Annotated in this window: 12 protein-coding genes and 1 riboswitch; of the genes, 7 read left to right on the top strand and 5 right to left on the bottom strand. The window is 70.8% G+C overall.

The window, feature by feature from the left end; all coding sequences use genetic code 11:
• Window position 1 precedes the first annotated feature (1 nt).
• The 3 genes from E0H26_RS22545 to E0H26_RS22535 are packed head-to-tail and all read left to right on the top strand — an operon-like array spanning window position 2 to window position 3,932.
• The gene (locus E0H26_RS22545; RefSeq protein WP_131306936.1) at window positions 2–1,399 is read left to right on the top strand and encodes a serine/threonine-protein kinase; all 1,398 of its coding nucleotides are present in this window, start codon (window positions 2–4) and stop codon (window positions 1,397–1,399) included.
• Window positions 1,396–3,216 carry a Stk1 family PASTA domain-containing Ser/Thr kinase gene (gene pknB / locus E0H26_RS22540; RefSeq protein ID WP_131306934.1) on the top strand — a complete coding sequence of 607 codons (1,821 nt, stop codon included), beginning with the start codon at window positions 1,396–1,398 and terminating at the stop codon, window positions 3,214–3,216. The genes E0H26_RS22545 and pknB overlap by 4 nt, the downstream gene beginning before the upstream one ends.
• 53 nt (window positions 3,217–3,269) lie before the next feature.
• Window positions 3,270–3,932 (top strand): SanA/YdcF family protein, encoded by a 663-nt coding sequence (locus E0H26_RS22535; protein ID WP_240742315.1) that lies wholly within the window; start codon window positions 3,270–3,272, stop codon window positions 3,930–3,932.
• A 67-nt stretch (window positions 3,933–3,999) separates the two neighbouring features.
• Here E0H26_RS22535 and E0H26_RS22530 read toward each other — a convergent pair whose 3' ends face one another.
• The 4 genes from E0H26_RS22530 to E0H26_RS22515 all read right to left on the bottom strand — a co-directional run bounded on the left by E0H26_RS22530 (window position 4,000) and on the right by E0H26_RS22515 (window position 8,137).
• On the bottom strand, window positions 4,000–4,650 hold the full coding sequence (locus E0H26_RS22530; RefSeq protein WP_131306930.1) for an aminodeoxychorismate/anthranilate synthase component II: 651 nt from the start codon (window positions 4,648–4,650) through the stop codon (window positions 4,000–4,002).
• Window positions 4,651–4,655: 5 nt separating this feature from the next.
• Window positions 4,656–4,958, bottom strand: a complete 303-nt coding sequence (locus tag E0H26_RS22525) for a hypothetical protein (protein WP_131306928.1) — start codon at window positions 4,956–4,958, stop codon at window positions 4,656–4,658.
• A 2-nt stretch (window positions 4,959–4,960) separates the two neighbouring features.
• The gene (locus E0H26_RS22520) at window positions 4,961–6,292 is read right to left on the bottom strand and encodes a class E sortase (protein ID WP_240742314.1); all 1,332 of its coding nucleotides are present in this window, start codon (window positions 6,290–6,292) and stop codon (window positions 4,961–4,963) included.
• Between the two features lie 1,044 nt (window positions 6,293–7,336).
• Window positions 7,337–8,137 (bottom strand): DUF881 domain-containing protein, encoded by an 801-nt coding sequence (locus E0H26_RS22515; RefSeq protein ID WP_131306926.1) that lies wholly within the window; start codon window positions 8,135–8,137, stop codon window positions 7,337–7,339.
• Window positions 8,138–8,358: 221 nt separating this feature from the next.
• Here E0H26_RS22515 and E0H26_RS22510 point away from each other — a divergent pair, with 221 nt between their 5' ends.
• The 4 genes from E0H26_RS22510 to E0H26_RS22490 all read left to right on the top strand — a co-directional run bounded on the left by E0H26_RS22510 (window position 8,359) and on the right by E0H26_RS22490 (window position 13,728).
• A complete protein-coding gene (locus tag E0H26_RS22510) occupies window positions 8,359–8,622 on the top strand; it encodes a cell division protein CrgA (protein ID WP_131306924.1) in 264 nt (87 codons plus the stop codon).
• Between the two features lie 284 nt (window positions 8,623–8,906).
• On the top strand, window positions 8,907–11,105 hold the full coding sequence (locus E0H26_RS22500) for a (Fe-S)-binding protein (RefSeq protein ID WP_131306922.1): 2,199 nt from the start codon (window positions 8,907–8,909) through the stop codon (window positions 11,103–11,105).
• A 249-nt stretch (window positions 11,106–11,354) separates the two neighbouring features.
• The gene (locus E0H26_RS22495) at window positions 11,355–12,368 is read left to right on the top strand and encodes a C40 family peptidase (protein WP_240742313.1); all 1,014 of its coding nucleotides are present in this window, start codon (window positions 11,355–11,357) and stop codon (window positions 12,366–12,368) included.
• A 173-nt stretch (window positions 12,369–12,541) separates the two neighbouring features.
• Window positions 12,542–12,675, top strand: a riboswitch (cyclic di-AMP (ydaO/yuaA leader).
• A 51-nt stretch (window positions 12,676–12,726) separates the two neighbouring features.
• The gene (locus E0H26_RS22490; RefSeq protein WP_240742312.1) at window positions 12,727–13,728 is read left to right on the top strand and encodes an NlpC/P60 family protein; all 1,002 of its coding nucleotides are present in this window, start codon (window positions 12,727–12,729) and stop codon (window positions 13,726–13,728) included.
• Window positions 13,729–13,798: 70 nt separating this feature from the next.
• Here the strand turns inward: E0H26_RS22490 and dcd are convergent, their stop codons facing one another.
• Window positions 13,799–14,377: a dCTP deaminase gene (gene dcd / locus E0H26_RS22485; protein WP_131306916.1), complete on the bottom strand. Its 579-nt coding sequence runs from the start codon at window positions 14,375–14,377 to the stop codon at window positions 13,799–13,801.
• Window positions 14,378–14,456: the final 79 nt, after the last annotated feature.

Here is a 14,456-nt window from a genome sequence, read left to right as displayed (position 1 = left end):
CATGCTCAGTCCGGGCGTACAACTCGGCAACCGGTACCGCCTCGACGAACGGATCGCCAGCGGCGGCATGGGCGACGTATGGCGCGGCACCGACCAGGTGCTGGGGCGTACGGTGGCGGTAAAGAGCCTGCTCCCGGCGCTGCTGGACGAGCCGGGTTTCGCCGAGCGGTTCCGCGGCGAGGCCCGCACCATGGCGACGATCAACCACCCGGGCGTGGTGGACGTCTACGACTTCGGCAACGACCAGCACATCGCCTTCCTGGTGATGGAGTACGTCGAGGGCGATCCGCTCTCGGCCACCCTCAGCCGGGTCGGCCGGCTCACCCCGGCCCGGACGATGGCGCTGGTCGCGCAGGCCGCCGACGCCCTGCACGCCGCCCACGTCAAGGGGATCGTGCACCGGGACGTGAAGCCGGGCAACCTGCTGGTCCGGCCCAACGGCACGCTGGTGCTGACCGACTTCGGCATCGCCCGGTCCGAGCTGGTCGGTCAGCTCACCGCAGCCGGATCGGTGCTCGGCACCGCCTCGTACATCTCGCCCGAGCAGGCCACCGGCCAGGTCGCCACCCCAGCCTCCGATGTGTACGCCCTCGGCGTGGTCGCCTACCAGTGCCTCGCCGGGCGCCGGCCGTTCGAGGGCGACAATCCTCTCGACATCGCCATGCGGCACGTCCGGGAGACCCCGCGAGCGCTGCCGTCCGACATCCCGCCGCAGGTCTGCGCGCTGGTCGAGCGGGCGATGGCCAAGGACCCGAAGGACCGCTGGCCGAGCGCCGCCGTGCTGGCCGGTGCCGCGCGGCAACTCAAGACGGCGCTGTCCCGGCAGGCCAGGTCCGGTGGAGCGGCGCCCATTTCGGCGGCCCCGGCGTCACCGGCTCCCGGTCGGGCCCAGGTGCCACCACCGCAGCCGCCCCGCCCCCCTGCGGCGCCCCACTCACCGGCCGCCCCACGACCGCCGGTCGCCGCTCCACCGGCCGCACCACACGCTCCGGTAGCGGGCCAACGGCCGGTCGCCGCGCGCCCACCGGTGGCCCAGCCGCCGCGACCGACGACGGTCGCACCGGCGGTGACCGGTTATCCACGCGGCGCGGCAACGGTGCCGTCGGCGTACGCACCACAGCCCACTCAGTCACGCCCGGTACCCAGGAGATCACGCTCCGGCATGGTGTTGCTGGCGATCATGCTGGGCGCACTGGTCGTGCTCTGCTCCGGCGTGATTTCCTACAAGCTGCGGAACAGCCTCAGCATGCCGGTCGAGGTATCCGTGCAAGAGGTGACGTCCGGCGCGCTGCGGCCCGACGGACGAGACGATCCGGCCGCGACGGCGTACCGTCGAGTGGATCAGCCCCGACCGGGCGGCGATGAGACGACGACGAGCGAAGGACGACGGACGCGATGACAGCGCAGGCCCGCCTGCTCGGTGGCAGGTACCAGGTCGGCGAGCTGCTCGGGTATGGCGGCATGGCCGAGGTGCACCGCGGTCGCGACCTGCGGCTCGGCCGGGACGTCGCGATCAAGATGCTCCGGGCGGATCTGGCCCGGGACGCCACCTTCCAGATGCGTTTCCGCCGGGAGGCACAGAACGCCGCCTCGCTGAACCACCCGGCGATCGTCGCGGTCTACGACACCGGCGAGGAACAGGCCCCCACCGGCGAAACCCTGCCGTTCATCGTGATGGAGTTCGTCAACGGGCGCACCCTCAAGGAGGTGCTCGGCGCCGAGGGCCGACTGCAACCCCGGCGGGCGCTGGAGATCTGCGCCGACATCTGCGCGGCCCTGGAGTTCAGCCACCGGCACGGCATCATCCACCGGGACATCAAGCCCGGCAACGTGATGCTCACCCAGACCGGCCAGGTCAAGGTGATGGACTTCGGCATCGCCCGCGCCCTGGCCAGCGGCGCCACCACGATGACGCAGACCAGCGCGGTCATCGGCACCGCGCAGTACCTCTCCCCCGAGCAGGCCCGTGGCGAGGCCGTCGACGCCCGCTCCGACGTGTACGCCGCCGGCTGTGTGCTCTTCGAACTGGTCTGCGGGCATCCGCCGTTCGTCGGCGACAGCCCGGTCAGCGTCGCGTACCAGCACGTACGGGAGGCGCCACCGACGCCGAGTGACCTCAACCCGGAGGTCAACCCGGCGGTCGACGCGATCGTGCTCAAGGCGCTGTCGAAGAACCCGCTCAACCGCTACCAGAGCGCCGGTGAGATGCGCGCGGACCTGCTCCGGGCGGCGGCCGGTCGGCCGGTGATGGCCACTCCGGTGCTGCGCGAGGACGAGACCGTGGCGATGGCCGCGGCCAGCGGCCCGGGCTACCCGTCGGCGGGGGCGACGCAGACCCGGCAGATCCCGGCCCGGGTGGGTGACCCGCGCCAGCGGCGCGCCTCGTCCTGGCTGATCGCGCTCTTCGCCGCGCTCGGCGTGCTCGCGGTGATCGCGCTGGTGGCCGCGCTGCTGTTCAACGAGCAGCCACCCGAGGAAGCGCCGGTGCCGACGGTCACCGGAATGACCCAACAGCAGGCGTTCGCCCAGATCGAGGCGGACGGCTTCCAGCCGGTGCGCGGCGATGACGTGTTCACCTCGGACTGCCGCAAGGGCCGGGTGGTCAACCAGACCCCGCCCGCCGGCGACAAGGTCGCCCCGAACAGCCAGGTCACCGTGCAGATCTGCGGCGGCAAGCCGGAGGCGACCATCCCGGGCGGCCTGGTCGGCAGCAAGGTCGACAGCGCCAAGCTCCGGCTCGACGAGGACAAGTTCGTGGTCAAGGTCGTGCAGGAGGACAGTGCCGAGGCCGAAGGGCTGGTGCTCGGCGTCGACCCGAAGGAGGGTACGAAGGTCGCCGAGGGCACCGAGGTCACCCTCACCGTCTCCAGGGGCAACGTGGTCCGGGTGCCGAACGTGAAGGACCGCACCCAGGCCGAGGCGATTCGGGAGTTGGAGAGCGCCGGTTTCGTGCCGGAGGTGGAGATCGGTCCGGAGGTGCCCGCCGACCGGGCCGGCCGGGTGACCGACCAGAACCCGAACGCCGGCAGCCAGCGGACCAAGGGCAGCAAGGTGAAGATCTTCGTCTCGGTCGAGGAACCGGAGGATCCGGATCCGCCGACCCCGACGCCGCCGACTCCGGACCCGACCACGCCACCGCCGGACGGTGACGGTGGCGGTGGCGGAGGCGGCCCGGTGCTGCCGACCATCGCGCCGTTCCGCCTGTCCGAGGATTGATCCGGCCCGGCGACCCGGACGACTCCTTGGCCACCGGCCAGGTTGTCTCCCGGGTGAGCAGGTGGCGACTGGTGCGCCGGGTGGCGGTGCTCGGCCTGGTATGCCTGCTGCTCGTCAGCCTGCCGTGGATCTGGACGACCGGCGCGGCGCGCGGTCACGTCTACGCGGCGGACGAGGCGCCGACCGTGGACGTGGTGATCGTCCTGGGCACGGCGGTGACGGAGGGCGGACGGCAGCCGGGCATCCGGTTGGCGGGTCGCCTGGAGACCGCCGCCGAGCTGGTGCACAGCCAGCGGGCCCGGGTGGTGCTGGTGTCCGGCGACGGGAACGGGACCTCCGGTGACGAAACGGCGGCGATGGCCGACCATCTCAGCGGGCAACTCGGAGTCGACCCGCAGCGCATCGTCGCCGACCCGTACGGCCTGGACACCTACGACAGTTGCCGCCGCGCGCGGGAGGTGTACGGGGTCGAGCGGGCCCTGATCGTCACCCAGTCCTATCACCTGTCCCGGGCGGTGGCGCTCTGCCGGCACCTGGGCATCGACGCCGCCGGGGTGCCTGCCCGCTGCACCGGCTGTGGCACCGGCCTGCTGCTGGAGAAGGCGGTACGGGACTACCTCGCCAGCGGCAAGGCCGCCTGGGACGCGATCCGGCGCCGCCCGCCCGCGGTCGACTCGCCCGCACACCCCGGCGTCACGGACGCGCTGACCAACTGAGGCGCTGACCGTCCGGTTGCCACTTCGGCGGAGACGGCCCGGGTGACCCGCTGGCCGGAGGTTCTGTTCAGGTGGTGGCGAAGGCGGCCAGCCGACGGGCGTCCACCTCGGCGGCCAGTGCCGGGGCACGCTCCAACGCCTCCGGGTGACCGCAGGCGGCGAGCCAGTTGGCCAACATCAGGTGGCCGCCCTCGGTGAGCACCGACTCGGGATGGAACTGGACGCCCTCGATCGGCAGGCTGCGGTGCCGCATCGCCATCACGATGCCGGACTCGGTCCAGCCGGTGACTTCCAGCTCCGCTGGCAGCGTCTCGCGCAGCACGGCGAGGGAGTGGTAGCGGGTCGCCGTGAACGGGTCGGCCAGGCCAGCGAGAACTCCGCTGTTGTCGTGATGGACCAGCGAGGTCTTGCCGTGCAGCAGCTCCGGTGCGCGGGTGACGGTGGCGCCGAACGCTTCGCCGATCGCCTGGTGACCCAGGCAGACACCGAAGATCGGCAGCTTGCCGGCGTACTCACGGATGACGTCCAGGCAGATGCCGGCCCGGTCCGGGCTGCCCGGACCAGGCGAGAGCAGCACCCCGTCCGCGCCGACCCGGCCCACCTCGGCGAGATCGATCTCGTCGTTGCGCCGTACGTCGCACTCCACGCCGAGTTGGCCGAGGTACTGGACCAGGTTGAAGACGAACGAGTCGTAGTTGTCGATCACCAGGACGCGCATCGGCCTCACTCGTCCTCGTCCGGGGGTGGGGTGTTGTTCCGATCGGTGTCGTACGGCAGGTCGTGCTCGTCGCCGGGCGGGGCGTCGTCGTCCGGATCGGCGCCGGGACCCACGTCGCCGGGCGCACCCGGCACCTCGGAGTCCTGCTGGGTGACCTGCACGTCCTCGCCGGTGAAGGGCAGCAGCGGCCCGGCCCAGGGAAAGACCACGTACCAGAGCAGCGCCACCACCGTGGTGGCGAGCAGCAGGCTGCCGGCCAGCTTGCCGGGCAGCCCGAAGGGCAGCTTGCGCCAGATCCAGCCGTACATCGTCAGGTCCCCAGCTCAGCCGGGCGTCCCTCGTCCTTCGACTGGGTACGCGTCAACTCTGCGTGGATGATCAACCGCTCGTAGTTGTCGAACTTCGGGTTGCAGGTGGTCAGGGTGAGCATCCGTTTGGTCGGCTTCACCCCGGGACGCCCCGGCACCGGGGACACCACCTCGACCTGGTTCGGCTTCACGATCAGGTTGTCGGTGACCTGGTAGACGTACCACTCGTCCCGGCCCTGAACGATGATCGGGTCACCCTTGCGAAGCTCGTCCAACCGCCAGAAGGTGGCCCGGTTACGGTGCCCGGCCACGGAGAAGTTACCCACCTGGCCCGGCAGGGCGCTGTCCGGATAGTGGCCCGGGGCGTACCTGATGTCCTTCTGGGTGACGCCCTCGACCACGACCCATTCCTTGTCGAACTTCGGGATGTAGAGGCCGGCGATGGGCTTGCCCTGCACCGGTGGCTTGGGCGAGGCGGGGGCGGGGGCGGAGGGGCTGGCCGAGGGGGCCACGGTGGGATCACCCTCGGGCCCCCACGCCTGGGCCAACTGCTGGCTCAGCTCATCCTGGTGCGCGTCGACGATGGCCGACTTGCCCCAGATCTCGTAGCCGGCGAAAAGCAACACCACCAGGCCGAAGGTGATCAGCAGTTCGCCACCGAACCGCAGCCCGGTGCGTACCCGGGACCAGAAGGACGGCCGGGTCAGCTCCGAGTAGACGCTCTTGTAGCCCTCGCCCGTCTGCTCTGGCCGGAGCTGCACCACCCGGTCACCTCGGCGCGGCTTGGGCGGCTCCGCTGGTTGGTCGGCGCCCTCCGGCTCCTCGGTCTTCGGCGGTCGGGGCACCGCACCCATCAGGGCGGTTGACTCCATCGCGGGCGGAGTACCCGGCCGGACGCCGGTGACCGCCGGAATGAGAGCGGTGGCCGCGTCGTCAGCCCGCCGACCGGGCCCGGCCGGGCTGGCTTGCTGGTGGGGCCCCGCCGGACCGGACTGCGGGTTGGTAGGCGCGGCGAACCTGGGCGGGTCGGCGGGCCGTTCGCCGGTTGCCGCATCAGCCGCGCCGGAAGGAGCCGGGCCCGACGACCGCATCGTGGAGTTCGCGGCCGGCGCGGTGGCGGCGCCGTTGACCTTCGGTAGCAGCGTGGTCGGGCTCTCGCCGGACCAGCCACCCTGGTCCGCGGTGGCGCGATTGGACGAGGGGCGCGCGGGCTCGGCCGCCGCAGCGGTGGGCCCATCCGCCGGCCAGGTCGGCGTGGACTGCGGCCGGAAACCCTGGAACTGCTGGGCCGCCGGGTCGCCCGTCGCCGGCTGGGCCTCGGTTCGCTGCGGCACGCCGGACCCGGGCGGCGTCACCGGCCCGGGCGGTGCGGCGTGTCCCGGTGGCATGCCGTTCGGCCTGCCACTCCGGGACGGTCCGGCCGGTCCCTGCGTTGTGGCAGGTGCGGGCGCCGGGCCACCGGCGAACCCGTACGCGGGTTGTCCCTGCGGCTGCCACCCGCCGCCCTGAGGAAGAGGGCTCTGCGGGCTGGACGGGCCGCCTTGAGGGCCCTGCGGGCCGGACGGGCCGCCTTGAGGGCCCAGCGGGCCGGACGGGCCGCCCTGAGGCCCCTGCGGGCCCGCCGTGCGGCCGGGTGGGCCCGCTGGGCTGGCCGGTGGGCCCATCGCGCCTGACTGCGGGACCGAAGTGCCGGCATGTGGGCCCGCTGCGCCGGCCGGCGGGCGCGCCGGGACCGGTGTGGCGGGCTGCGGTCGCTGCCCGGTCGGCGGCTGAGCGCTGTGGGGCGCCCGCTCCGCCCGAGACTCGGCGTACGACTGCGGTCCGTAACCCTGCCCGGCCGGCGGAGGACTGCCCTGGGCCGGCTGACCGGTCGGCCGGCTCGGCGGCTCGAATGCTCCCCGCCAGGGAGTCGGCCCAACGGGGATGTCCGGCTGGCCGGAGGGCAGCGGTACGTTGCCCTGCTCGGTGCTCGGCCGCTGACCGGCACTGTCGCCACTGCGCCGGTCGGTGAACCCGTTCCACGGTTCCGCCGCCGTACGATCCGCTACCGGCCCGGCCGCCCAGCGTCCGGGTGCCGCGCCGTGCTCCTGGCCGGGTGCGGTCTCCCGTCGGCCGGCGGTCGCCGGGCCGCTGGTGCGCTCCTGGCCTGCGGGACGCGGCGGCACCGGATCGGGCCAGGCGCCAGCGGGGCGGGTGGGGGCCATGGCCGGCTCGGCACGTTCGACCCGAGGAAGGTAGGCCGTGGCGTCGTCAGCCTGACCAGGCTGACGACCATCGGAACGCTCACTCATGCCAGCGCTCCGCCGCACTTCGCGCCGTCAGCACGCGGCGGCGCGCTGGGTTGATGATTCACTCGCCGGCGCTCGCTCATGACGGGCTCACTTGGGCACCGTTGCCGAGCGCAGGGTGGTGGAGTCCTCGAACGCGGGCACCGTGACCGTCGAGACGTACTCGGAGTAGCCAAGTTGGTAGTTGTCGACCGCGTCCCTGAACCACCGGACTCCCTCGGAAGCGGCGAGGGCCTGCCGGAGCGCGGCGGGGTCGCCAATTGCTACGATCTTGAAAGGTGGGGAGTACACCCGGCCGTGCAACAGCAGGGTGTTACCCACGCAGCGTACCGCGCTGGTTGTCAGAACGCGGACGTTCATGATTGACATGGCTTCGGCGCCGCCGGCCCAGAGCGCGTTGACCACCGCTTGGACATCGCCCTGGTGTACGACGAGATCGTCGTTGCTGACCCCTTCGGGAAGCTTGTCGAGCTGCGGCGCGTCGTTGAGTTCCACGGTCAGACCGGTACCGGTGAGGGCGGTGAAGCCGGCGGCCGCGAGATTTTCGGCGGCCCGTTCCTGCTGCTTCTTGATCGGAACGTCAGATCCGGCGAGGTCGGTCGTGCGGCTCTCGACCTCGCGGCGGAGGGTCGCGGCGAGTTCCTCGTTCGAGGCCACCCGGTCGCGGCGGTCCTCGATCAACTCGGTGAGCTGGGGGCGCCGGTCCTCGCGGAGTGCGGTGCCGCCGGCGGTGGTGGCCGTCGTGGTGAAGAGCAGGCCGGCGGCAGCGGCGATCAACGGTACGCCGATCGACCAGCCGGGCCGGCGCTGACGCCCTCGGCGGGGCAGCAGGCCGGCGACGAGCCGCCGTAGCGCCTTCTGCCATGAGGCCGCGCCGGACGTGTACTCCACGGACCGTTCCCCCTGTCTCCGGCTTGGGTGACCGCACGCACGGTCGTGGTGGCCGCCGTCTCGCCAACCGTTTCCGGGCTGACCGGCAACGGTCTGGCCCCATTCGTGGCTTGGACGGGTCTTCCGGACTACGCTAGCTGTCGAACATTATTGGCCATGGACCGTCGCCCTCGCGCCCGGTTGTCAGGCCGGACGAGGTCGTAACCCCTCTGGAGAGCGTCGTGCCCAAGTCTCAGGTCCGCAAGAAGAAGGTGTACACCCCGCCCACGGACGTCCGTCCGACGGCCACAGCGGCGACGCGTAAGCCCAGCCCGATCTGGCTTCCGGTCACCGCCGTCTCGCTGATCGTCTTCGGCATCGGTTGGCTGGTGGTCTACTACCTCTCCGAGCAGGAGTACCCGGTCATGGAACTGGGGTACTGGAACCTGGCGGTGGGTTTCGGCGCCATGGTCGCCTCCCTGATCCTGCTGTCTCGCTGGCGCTGATCCCGCAGGTCATCCGGTAGTTGCCGGGCACCCGTCGAGGGCCCGGCCGAGCGGTGACCGTGGCTGCCTCCTAAGGTGTGCGCAGGGCGGCGTGGCCCGGGTGCGAGAAGACTCACGTTACTGCTGGGTAACCTTGCGCGTAGGCTGCACTGCATGACCGAGCGGGCAAGGTCATCGGCCGGTCCGGTTTGAGGTGCAGCGGCGGGTTGTGGTCCCGTTCGCGCCTTTGACCCGACTCCGGTCGCCGAGCCGCTCGACAGGCAGCAGACCGGGAGGCCAACTCGATGGGCAGCGTCCAGATCGTCACCACGATCCTCGCGGCCGCCATCACCGCCGTGGCGGTGTGGCTTGCGGTACGCGCGGTCATGCAGATGGTGGCCGTGATCCGGCTGGGTCAGCCCGACCCGTCCCGGTTCGGCGACAAGGCCAGCCGCACCAGGACCATGCTCGCGGAGACCGCCGGGCACACCAGGATGCTGCGCTGGAGTGTGGTGGGCGCGGCGCACTGGTTCGTGATGGTCGGCTTCATCGTGCTGTCGCTGCTGGTGCTTGAGGCGTACTTCGAGGTGGTGTCGCCGACCGGCGGGCTGCCGCTGATCGGCGGCTGGGCGCTCTACGGCCTGGTCACCGAGGCGATCGGCATCCTGGGCGTGGTCGGCATCGTGGTACTGATCGGGATCCGGCTCGCCAACCGGCCCACGCGGGCCGGCCGCCGGTCGCGGTTCACCGGTTCGACCATGTGGCAGGGCTACTTCGTCGAGGCGGTCGTCCTCGCCGTACTGGTCATGGGTTTCCTGATTCGGGGCTTCAAGGTGGCCACCGACCACTTCGAGTACCCGACCTGGGCCACCCCGCTCAGCCACGCGGTCGGCTCGGCGCTGCCCGACTGGGACTCCGGCGTCAGTATCGCCGCCCTGATCAAGATCGCGATCTCGATGACCTGGCTCATCGTGATCTCGCTGAACGTGACCATGGGCGTGGCCTGGCACCGGTTCCTCGCCTTCCCCAACATCTTCTTCAAGCGCAAGCCGGGCGCGGCCGGCTCCGGTCTCGGCCCGCTGCGGCCGATGATGAGCGACGGCAAGCCGCTGGACTTCGAGGAGGCGGACCCCGAGAAGGACCAGTTCGGGGTGGCCCAGGTCGAGCAGTTCACCTGGAAGGGGCTGCTCGACTTCAGCACCTGCACCGAGTGTGGCCGGTGCCAGTCGCAGTGCCCGGCCTGGAACACCGGCAAGCCGCTGTCGCCGAAGCTGCTCGTGCTGAGCCTGCGGGACCACGCGTACGCGAAGGCGCCCTACCTGCTGGCCGGCGGCGGCAAGGACCTCACTGGCGAGGAGAAGGCCACCGCCGCGCAACTCGCCCACGTCGACGTGCTGGCCCTGGCCGAGGCGGAGAAGCCGCTGATCGGTGACGCCGAGGCGGGCGGGGTGATCGACCCGGACGTGCTCTGGTCGTGCACCACCTGCGGAGCCTGCGTCGAGCAGTGCCCGGTGGACATCGAGCACGTCGACCACATCGTGGACATGCGCCGCTACCAGGTGCTCATCGAGTCGAGCTTCCCGTCCGAGGCCGGCGTGATGTTGCGCAACCTGGAGAACAAGGGCAACCCCTGGGGCGCGCCGCAGAACACCCGCGAGGACTGGACCAAGGGCCTCGACTTCGAGGTGCCCCGGGTCGGCGAGGTCGACGACTTCGAGTACCTGTTCTGGGTGGGCTGTGCCGGCGCGTTCGAGGACCGGGCCAAGAAGACCACCCGGGCGGTGGCCACGCTGTTGAACGAGGCCGGCGTCTCGTTCGCCATCCTCGGCGAGGGCGAAACCTGCTCCGGCGACCCGGCCCGCCGGATCGGCAACGAGTTCGTCTTCCAGATGCTCGCCCAGCAGAACGTCGAGACCCTGAACGAGGCGTTCGAGGGCCGCGAGAAGGCAAAGCGCAAGATCGTCGCGACCTGTCCGCACTGCTTCAACACGCTGGGCAACGAGTACGGCCAACTCGGCGGCGAGTTCGAGGTGGTACACCACACCCAACTGCTGGCGCACCTGGTCGCCAGCGGCAAGCTCACCCCGATCGAGCCGGTCGACGGCGGCGTCACGTACCACGATCCGTGCTACCTCGGCCGGCACAACCGGGTCTTCACCCCGCCCCGCGAAGTGCTGGGACGTGCGTTGGGCGACGGGGAGATCACCGAGATGCCGCGCAACAGCGAGCGGTCCTTCTGCTGCGGCGCCGGTGGCGCCCGGATGTGGATGGAGGAGCGGATCGGCAAGCGGATCAACGTGGACCGGGTCGAGGAGGCCATGTCCACCGGCGCCAGGACCATCGCCGTCGGCTGTCCGTTCTGCTCGACCATGCTCACCGACGGGGTGAACGGCAAGGGCGCCGGGGAGCAGGTCGAGGTGGTCGACGTGGCCAGCGTCCTGCTGCGGTCGGTCCGGCCCGAGCAGACCCGGGGCGCCGAGGAGGGCGAGCCGGTCGCCGGCTGACCGGGCGTACGCTGCGGGGGTGTGGCGGCCTTCCGGTCGCCGTACCCCCGTATTTGTATTGGCGGGCGTGACTATAACGAATGTGTCGACACCCTTTGTGTGCGGTTGGTCGCGCAAACGTGAATCGGCCGTTGGTCGCCTTGATTCCGCACCGCGCCTTCCCTAATGTGGGGCACCGACCGTTGTAGGTCGTCTGTCCCGCCCCCTACCGCTCGCGGGACGCCCGGCGGTCGGTTGCAAAAGGAGTCGGTGCCGGTGGCAACCATGCCCCTCCATCGTCACGTGCCCGGACGGTCCCGCCGTCCCGGCGGTCTGCGTAGGGCCGCCCACCGCATGGTCATGCTGGTGTCCGCTGTGGCGGTCGGCGCCAGCCTGCTCGTCGCTCCGGCGTACGCGGCACCGTCGGTGGACGAGATCGAGCGCCAGATCGACAAGCAGTGGCAGCAGCTTGAGCCCACCATCGAGCAGTACAACAAGGTGCGGTCGCAGCTGAGGACCAACCGGCAGAAGTCGGGCGACCTGCAAAAGAAGATCCAGCCGCTGGCCCTGGAGGCCGAACTCGCCATGAACCGGGTGGCCGACCTCGCCTCCCGGTACTACGTGAGCGGGCCGTCCCAGGAACTCGGTGCGGTGCTGCTGAACGCGAAGCCGGACACGCTCGGCGAGCAGATGGCCTTCCTGGAGCGGTTGGCGGCGTACGAGCGCAAGCAGCTCGAAAGCGTGATGAAGGTCCGCAAGAAGTACGACGACCAGAAGGCCAAGCTCGACGCGTTGATCGCCGACCAGGAGACGAAGGAAAAGCAGCTGGCGGCGAAGAAGAAGCAGATCGATGTCGAGATCAAGCGGCTTGAGCGGTCGTTGCCGGTGACCACGGTCAAGACCACCAACTGCCCGACCATCAACGGTGTGGTCAGCGAGGCGGCCCGGACCGCCATCAGGGTCGCCTGTCAGCAGGTCGGCAAGCCCTACGTCTGGGGTGCCACCGGTCCGAACTCGTTCGACTGCTCCGGGCTGACCCAGTACGCGTACAAGGCCGCCGGGATCTACCTGACGCACTTCACCGGTGCTCAGTGGAACGAGGGCAAGGCGATCGCCCGGGCCGATGCCCGCCCCGGCGACCTGGTCTTCTTCCGCAGTGATCTGAGCCACGTCGGGATCTACCTGGGTAACAACAAGATGGTGCACTCGGCCCGAGCGGGTGTGCCGGTCAACGTCTCCCCGATCACCACGATGCCGATCGCCGGTTTCCGCCGACCCGGCTGAGCCGTCCCACAGGAACGCGACAAGGGCCCCCGGTCAAGCGACCGGGGGCCCTTGTCATTGTCGGATTTGCGCACCGAGAGTGATGGCGTGGATGTGTTGCGTATCGACGGGGATCGTACCTACGCTGGGCAATCGTTGGTCCGCTGACAGCTCCGCCCACCAGGGGCGGTAACGGTCCGACACCGCCGAGTCGCATCTGCGAGCCGGGGACCCAGGTATCCGGGGTGAATCCGCGATCATCGCGGTAGGGCGACCCCTTCCCGCCCGAACCCGTCAGCTAACCCGGTAGGCGGTATGGGAAGAAGGAGTACGGAGCCCGGTGGCACACCATGCCCCGCGGCCACCGTCAGCGCGGCCGGTGACGCCCGGCCCGACGACGGCTGCGCCGCGATCCCGCTGGTACCGCTGCACCACCGCACTCGCCGCTCTGGCCGCGACCGCCGTCATCCTGACCGGCGGCGCGACGGCGGCCCACGCCGACCCGACGGTCGACGACATCGAGCGCCAGATCGACGCGGACTGGAACCGGCTCGAAGCACTTATCGAACGACACAACGCCACCCGGCAGGACCTGGCCGGCAAACGCCGGGAAGCCGATGCCCTGGCCGCCCGGATCGGGCCCCTTGAGCAACAGGTCGATGTGGCGATGACCCGGGTCGGCGCGCTGGCGGCGCGGGCGTACAAGGGCGGCACGGTTGGTGCGGTCAACGCCCTGCTGGGCAGCAGGTCGCCCGGCGAGGTGGTGGAGCAGATCGGCCTGCTCGACCGCTATGCCCATTACCAGCAACAGGACGTACGGCAGGCGAGTGAACTGCGCGACGAACTCGCCGCCGCCAAGGCCGGGTTGGACCGCACCATCGTCCAGTTGACCCGCGCGGAGGCCGACCTCGCGGCGAAGCGGCGGCAGATCGACGCCGAGATCGATCGGTTGCAGCGGCTCCGGCTGCGGGCGTACGACAACGGAGGCGGCGGCCCGCTACGTCCGGCCCCCTGTCCGGCCGGCTATCCGGGCGGTCCGGCCGGGGTGGCGGTGAAGTTCGCCTGCGCCCAGATCGGCAAGCCGTACTCGTGGGGGGCCGAGGGGCCGAACGCGTACGACTGCTCCGGGCTGATGCTGGCCGCGTGGGCGCGGGCCGGGGTGGCGCTGCCGCACAACGCCGCCCGGCAGCGCCAGGTCACCGCGTCCGTGAGCCGCGGCGACCTGCGCCCGGGTGATCTCGTCTTCTACTACCGCGACCTGCACCACGTCGGCATGTACGTCGGTGGCGGCTGGGTGGTGCACGCCTCCCGGGCAGGTCAACCGGTGAAGATGAAACGGATGGACAGCAGCCCGATCCACAGCTTCGGCCGACCGGGCTGAGGCGTGCCGAGTACGACGGCGGGGTCCTGGTCCGGGCCCCGCCGTTCGCGGCCGGTGCCTGGCGGGGTGGTCAGCGGGTCGGCCAGGTGCGCCAGTTCTGCCAGGCCCGGCTCGGTGTGGGGCCGCGCTGGCCCTGGTAACGCGAGCCGTAGACGGCCGATCCGTACGGGTGCTCGGCGGGCGAGGAGAGCCGGAAGATGCAGAGCTGGCCGATCTTCATGCCGGGCCAGAGGGTGATCGGCAGGTTGGCCACGTTGGACAGCTCCAGCGTGACGTGACCGGAGAAGCCGGGGTCGATGAAGCCGGCGGTGGAGTGGGTGAGCAGACCGAGCCGGCCCAGGCTGGACTTGCCTTCCAGTCGGCCGGCGAGCTGGTCGCCGAGGGAGATGACCTCCAGTGTGGAGGCGAGTACGAACTCGCCGGGGTGCAGCACGAAGGGCTCACCGTCGGGCACCTCGACCGGCGAGGTCAGGTCGTCCTGCTGGGTCGCCGGGTCGATGTGGGTGTACAGGTGGTTGTTGAACACCCGGAACAGCTTGTCCAGGCGTACGTCGATGCTGGACGGCTGCACCAGCGTGGGCTCGAAGGGCTCCAGCGCCAGGGTGCCCGCCTTGATCTCGGAGACCAGGTCACGGTCGGAGAGCAGCATCGCCACACCATAGCTGTCGGTATGCGTGACCTGCGTGTCGGACTACCCGCTTAGAACGTATGTTCGATAGCATGTCCGC

It is taken from the genome of Micromonospora zingiberis, from assembly GCF_004331455.1.
Lineage (GTDB): Bacteria > Actinomycetota > Actinomycetes > Mycobacteriales > Micromonosporaceae > Micromonospora > Micromonospora zingiberis.
Note: the sequence above shows the minus strand (reverse complement) of the source record. Positions and strands in the feature narration are given on the sequence as shown.